Below are 5,181 nucleotides of genomic sequence, written 5' to 3'. Positions count from 1 at the left end.
GCCCGGCGTCGCCCGGCGTCGCCTTCCCCGGCGACGCGCGGTCGGCCGGCGCAGCTTCCGCCGGTGATCTGCCCAGCCGCGGCGCGGCGCGGGAGCGCGCGATGGTGAGTGCGGCGGCGGCGATCGGTGCGCATCACGCCGCGCTGGCGCATGCGCACAGCTTGCGTGCGCTGGGCTGCCAGCATGTGCTGGTGACGGGCGGCCATGACGACGGTGAACAAGTGGTAAACCGCTGGCTGGGGCCGACCCAGCAGCAGAACTGGAGCTGGCCGCGCCTGCAAGGCAGTTTTCATGGCAGCGGCTGCACGCTGGCGTCGGCGATTGCGGCCCTGCTGGCGCAAGGCTGCAGCATGGCGCAGGCGCTGGCGAAAGGGCAGGGCTATACCCAGCGTGCGCTGTCGTCCGCTTATGCCATCGCCCCCGGCCAGCGCATCCCGCAGCGCTGGACCATCTGAAGGAGACAACAAATGCAAGGACTCTACCTCGTCACCCCCGACTGGGACGACACCGCCCGCCTGCTGGACGCCACCGAACAGGCGCTGGCTGCCGGCGTGGCGCTGCTGCAGTACCGCCACAAGACAGCCAGCGAGGCCCTACGCTACGAGCAGGCCGGCAAGCTGCAGGCCCTGTGCCGCCGCCACGGCACACCCTTCATCATCAACGACCACCTGGCGCTGGCGCAGGAACTGGACGCGGACGGTATCCACGTCGGCGGCACCGACATGAGCGTGGCCGCCGCGTGCGCTGCGCTGGGCGCCGGCAAGCTGGTGGGCGCCACCTGCTACGGCGAACTGCAGCGCGCGCATGAGGCGGCGGCACAAGGCGCCAGCTACGTGGCCTTTGGCGGCTTCTATCCCTCGCGGGTCAAGAAGTACGCGGTGACCACGGCGCCGCAGATCGTGGCCCAGTCGCGCGCGGCGCTGGCCGCGCCGGTGGTGGTCATCGGCGGCATGACGCCAGAGAACGCGGCGCCGCTGGTGGCGCAAGGCGCGCACATGGTGGCCGCGATCAGCAGCGTGTACCAGGCAAGCGACGTGGGGGGYGCGGTGCAAGCCTTCCGCGCCCTGTTCGGAGAAACGGGCTTATAATTTCCGCATTGCCATAAGCCCAAGGTTGCCGAACATGAATGCTCCCGCACCGAAGCGCCTGATCCTCATCGTCGACGACGACAAGTTGCTCACCGAATACCTGGGCGAGCTGCTGCGCCATGCAGGCTATGACACGGTGGCCGCCCATTCCTCGGATGAAGCCCTGCAAGCGATCGGCGAGCGCGAGCCCGACCTGGCCCTGCTCGACATCCACATGCCCGGCATGAGCGGGCTGGAACTGGCCAAGCAGCTCAACCGCAATACTTCGGTGCCTTTCATGTTCCTGTCCGGCCGCGGCGATGCCGATGCGGCCAAGCAGGCGGCGGCCTACGGCGCCGTGGGCTTCGTGGTGAAGCCGGTCGACGAGCACCACTTGATGCCCGCCTTCCAGGCCGGCCTGGCGCGGGCCGACGAAATCCGCCAGCTGCGCCGCACCGAAATGAACCTGAACGCGGCGCTGGCGGCCGGGCGCGAAACCAGCCTGGCCGTGGGCCTCCTGATGTGCAAGTACCAGACCGACCGCAACACGGCGTTCGAAGTGCTGCGCGACCATGCCCGCTCCAGCCGCCGCAAGATCAATGAAGTGGCCGAGCAGCTGCTGCAGGCGGAGGAAATGTTGAACGGTTTGCATGCTGCATTTAATGCACGCCTGAAGAAATAAATCTTTCTGCGCAGCGCACGCTGCGCTACACTGTCGCTTACGGCAGCGCGAGCCGTTCATCCGCCCGCGCCGCTGCCCGGCCGCCATTCCCCCGCCGCCGTCCCCGATTTCTTCGGCCCAGCTCCGCCGACCATCCCAGTAGCGGAGATTTCCATGATTATGTCTTCAGACGAGACCTATGTGCTGCCGCGCGTGCTGCACGTGGACCCTGATCACGATGCTGCCGTGGTGCTGGCCACCTTGCTGGTGCCGGATACCGAAGTGGTGCACGTAGCGACTCTGGCGGCGGCCCAGGCCCACCTGGCCGCCCACGAATTTGCCCTGGTGGTGCTGGACCCCAGGCTGCCGGACGGCGACGGCCATCATCTGGTGCAGCATTTGCGCGCCCGCAGCCAGCACACGCCGGTGCTGCTGTATTCGGCCAGCCAGCCGGTGCCGCACCATCAGGCGCACGCCTTCCTGCCCAAACCCTGGACCTCACCCAGCCAGCTGTGGCGCACCGTGGCCCTGCTGCTGGGCATTGACCCGCTGGTGCCGCCCGCGCTACAGGCCATGGCGCCGCCGCTGCAACCGCTGGAACCCTGAGCGCCACGGGCGGATGGCTGCTCTCCTTGCTATGATGTCGTTTTATTCATAGCAGGGGAGAGTACACAATGAAAACCAGGGCAGCCGTAGCATGGCAGGCGGGCAAGCCGCTGACCATCGAGGAAGTGGACTTGCAGGGTCCGCGCGCCGGCGAGGTGCTGGTGGAAATCRAGGCCACCGGCATTTGCCACACGGACCAGTACACCCTGTCCGGCGCCGATCCGGAAGGCATCTTCCCCGCCATCCTGGGCCATGAAGGCGCGGGTGTGGTGGTCGAGTGCGGACCGGGCGTGAACTCGCTGCGCGCGGGCGACCACGTGATCCCGCTCTACACGCCGGAATGCCGCCAGTGCAAATTCTGCCTGTCGCGCAAGACCAATCTGTGCCAGGCCATCCGCTCCACCCAGGGCAAGGGCCTGATGCCGGACGGGACGAGCCGCTTCTCGCTGGATGGCAAGCCCATCTTCCACTACATGGGCACGTCGACCTTCTCCAATTACATCGTGGTGCCGGAAATCGCGCTGGCCAAGATCCGCAGCGACGCGCCGTTCGACAAGGTGTGCTACATCGGCTGCGGCGTGACCACCGGCGTGGGCGCCGTGCTGTTCACCGCGAAGGTGGAAGCGGGCGCCAATGTGGTGGTGTTCGGCCTGGGCGGCATCGGCCTGAACGTGATCCAGGGCGCCAAGATGGTGGGCGCCAACAAGATCATCGGCGTCGACATCAATCCGGCGCGCGAGAAAATGGCGCGCGATTTCGGCATGACGGACTTCATCAATCCGAAGGATGTGGAGAATGTGGTGGACGCCATCATCCAGCTGACCGATGGCGGCGCGGATTATTCGTTTGAGTGCGTCGGCAATACCACTCTGATGCGCCAGGCGCTGGAGTGCTGCCACAAGGGCTGGGGCAAGTCCATTATCATCGGCGTGGCGGCGGCGGGGCAGGAGATTTCCACCCGCCCGTTTCAGCTGGTCACCGGCCGCGAGTGGAAGGGCTCGGCCTTCGGCGGCGCGCGCGGGCGCACCGATGTGCCGAAGATTGTCGACTGGTATATGGACGGCAAGCTGCGCATCGATGAGCTGATTACCCACACCCTGCCGCTGGAACGCATCAACGAAGGCTTCGAGCTGATGGAGCGCGGCGAGTCGATCCGCTCCGTTGTGATGTTCTGACCCTGCGGCCGCGCTGGCCGCCGCCGCGGCGCTGCCGCGGTTTTGCATCTTATTCCTCGTATTCCGCCGTCCGTCGCATTCGCGCGGCGGCGGCGCTGACGCCGACGTAAAGTTCAGCTCAACACGTCGCGTCCGCATCTAGACAAAAAATTCTAGACACTTAGATCTAGATCATTTATTCTAGGTTCACATAATAACGAGGAGCACCCATGAGCAACCTGCTGAACGCACTGATACCGGCCCTGGGCTGGTCGCTGCTGCACTTCCTGTGGCAGGGCTTGCTCATCGGCTGGGCCGCCACGGTGGCCCTAGTCCTGCTGCGCAACGCGCGGCCGCAAGCGCGCTACGCCGTGGCCTGCGCGGCGCTGCTGCTGTGTGCGGCACTCCCGCTGGCCGGCACGGTGAGCCGCCTTGCTGCCGCCACGGCTCCCGGCGCGGCCACCATGGCCAGCCTCCTGCCGCCACCCATGGACGCCGCGGCCATCCCCGCCGCGCTGCCCGGCAGTGCCGACGCCTTCTCCGTTCATGCGCACGCCGCGTCTGACCCCGCTTCCGTTGTGCAAAGCTCCCATGCCGAGGCGGCCGGTGCCGGCGCGGCACCAGGCGCGGTGGCGCTGCGCGCGGCCCTTTCCACCGTGCTGGACGACGACCAGCTGATCGCTCTCGACTACACCCTGCGCCGCCAGATCCCCTGGCTAGTGCTGCTATGGGCTGGCGGCGCCGCCCTGATGACTCTGCGCCTCTCGCTTGGCCTGCAATGGGTGCAGGCGCGCACGCTGCCGGACCACTACCACGCTGACCCGCAGTGGCAAGGCCGTCTGGACCGGCTGGCCCAGCGCTTCGGCCTGCGCCGCGCCGTGCGCCTGGGCATTTCGGATGATGAGCTGGACGGGCCGATGACGGCAGGCGTATTGCGTCCCGTGGTGCTGGTGCCGGCTTCGCTGCTGAGCGGCCTGCCGCCCGACTTGCTGGAGGCGCTCCTGGCGCACGAACTGGCGCATGTGAAGCGCCACGACTACCTCGTCAATCTCATCCAGAGCGCGATCGAGATTGTGCTGTTCTACCACCCGACGGTATGGATGCTGTCCAAGCGCATCCGCGCCGAGCGGGAACAGATTGYAGATGATTTGGCCGCAAGCACGCTCGGCGAACCGCGGCGCCTGGCCCTTGCACTTTCCGAACTGGACAAGTTCCAGTTTTCAACCTCGCATTTTGCTGCCCCCGCGGCACACGGAGGAGATCTCATGTCCCGTATCAAACGCCTGCTGCGCCCTGACGCCGAGCCGCTCAGCTGGAAGCTGGCTACCCCTTTGCTCGGCCTGTGCACGGCCTGCGTGGTGCTGTACGCCCACGCCGCCCCCGCCGGCCAAGCCGACAGCGCGCCCACAGCCGCAGTATCCAGCGCCCCCAGCGCGCCAGCCGACGCGCCGGACGCCCCAGCGGCCGTCCCGAGCCGCGCCATCGCCCCCAGCCCCGACGGCTGGAGCGCGGTCCCGCCTGACGCACCCGCTGCGGCCCCAGCCGCAGCTGAGGCTCGTGCCGTTGCACCAGCCCCCGATGCTGCTGACGCTCCCGACGCCGCTGCAGCAATGACCGCTGCTCCAGCTGCCGCTCCGGCGGCAGCTGCCGCGCCTGCTGCTGCCCCTGCTGCTGCCGCAGCACCAGCCGCCGC

The 5,181-nt window shown here is 67.6% G+C and carries 6 protein-coding genes; all 6 read left to right on the top strand.

Going from position 1 to position 5,181, the window contains the following annotated elements; all coding sequences use genetic code 11:
* A partial coding sequence (locus tag AB4Z11_RS22200; RefSeq protein WP_442027721.1) for a bifunctional hydroxymethylpyrimidine kinase/phosphomethylpyrimidine kinase occupies window positions 1-455 on the top strand: 455 nt, incomplete at its 5' end.
* Between the two features lie 12 nt (window positions 456-467).
* Complete coding sequence (gene thiE, locus AB4Z11_RS22195; protein ID WP_442027719.1) at window positions 468-1,088, top strand: thiamine phosphate synthase; 621 nt, start codon at window positions 468-470, stop codon at window positions 1,086-1,088.
* 34 nt (window positions 1,089-1,122) lie between these two features.
* Entirely contained in the window at window positions 1,123-1,749 is a 627-nt protein-coding gene (locus AB4Z11_RS22190; RefSeq protein ID WP_442027717.1) for an ANTAR domain-containing response regulator, read from the top strand.
* Between the two features lie 153 nt (window positions 1,750-1,902).
* Window positions 1,903-2,334, top strand: a complete 432-nt coding sequence (locus AB4Z11_RS22185; RefSeq protein WP_442027716.1) for a response regulator — start codon at window positions 1,903-1,905, stop codon at window positions 2,332-2,334.
* Window positions 2,335-2,402: 68 nt separating this feature from the next.
* Window positions 2,403-3,509: an S-(hydroxymethyl)glutathione dehydrogenase/class III alcohol dehydrogenase gene (locus AB4Z11_RS22180; RefSeq protein WP_442027715.1), complete on the top strand. Its 1,107-nt coding sequence runs from the start codon at window positions 2,403-2,405 to the stop codon at window positions 3,507-3,509.
* Window positions 3,510-3,718: 209 nt separating this feature from the next.
* Window positions 3,719-5,181: M56 family metallopeptidase (locus AB4Z11_RS22175; RefSeq protein WP_442027713.1), on the top strand; the 1,463-nt coding region annotated here is incomplete at its 3' end.

This window comes from Pseudoduganella sp. RAF53_2 (assembly GCF_052113985.1).
Classification (GTDB): domain Bacteria; phylum Pseudomonadota; class Gammaproteobacteria; order Burkholderiales; family Burkholderiaceae_D; genus Rugamonas.
The sequence above is the reverse complement of the archived record's forward strand: the minus strand, read 5'-3'. Positions and strand labels throughout refer to the sequence as shown.

Coding starts and splice junctions, on each gene's coding strand:
- AB4Z11_RS22190 (WP_442027717.1), top strand. CDS start 1,123: ATGAATGCTCCCGCACCGAAGCGCCTGATCCTCATCGTCGACGACGAC.
- AB4Z11_RS22185 (WP_442027716.1), top strand. CDS start 1,903: ATGATTATGTCTTCAGACGAGACCTATGTGCTGCCGCGCGTGCTGCAC.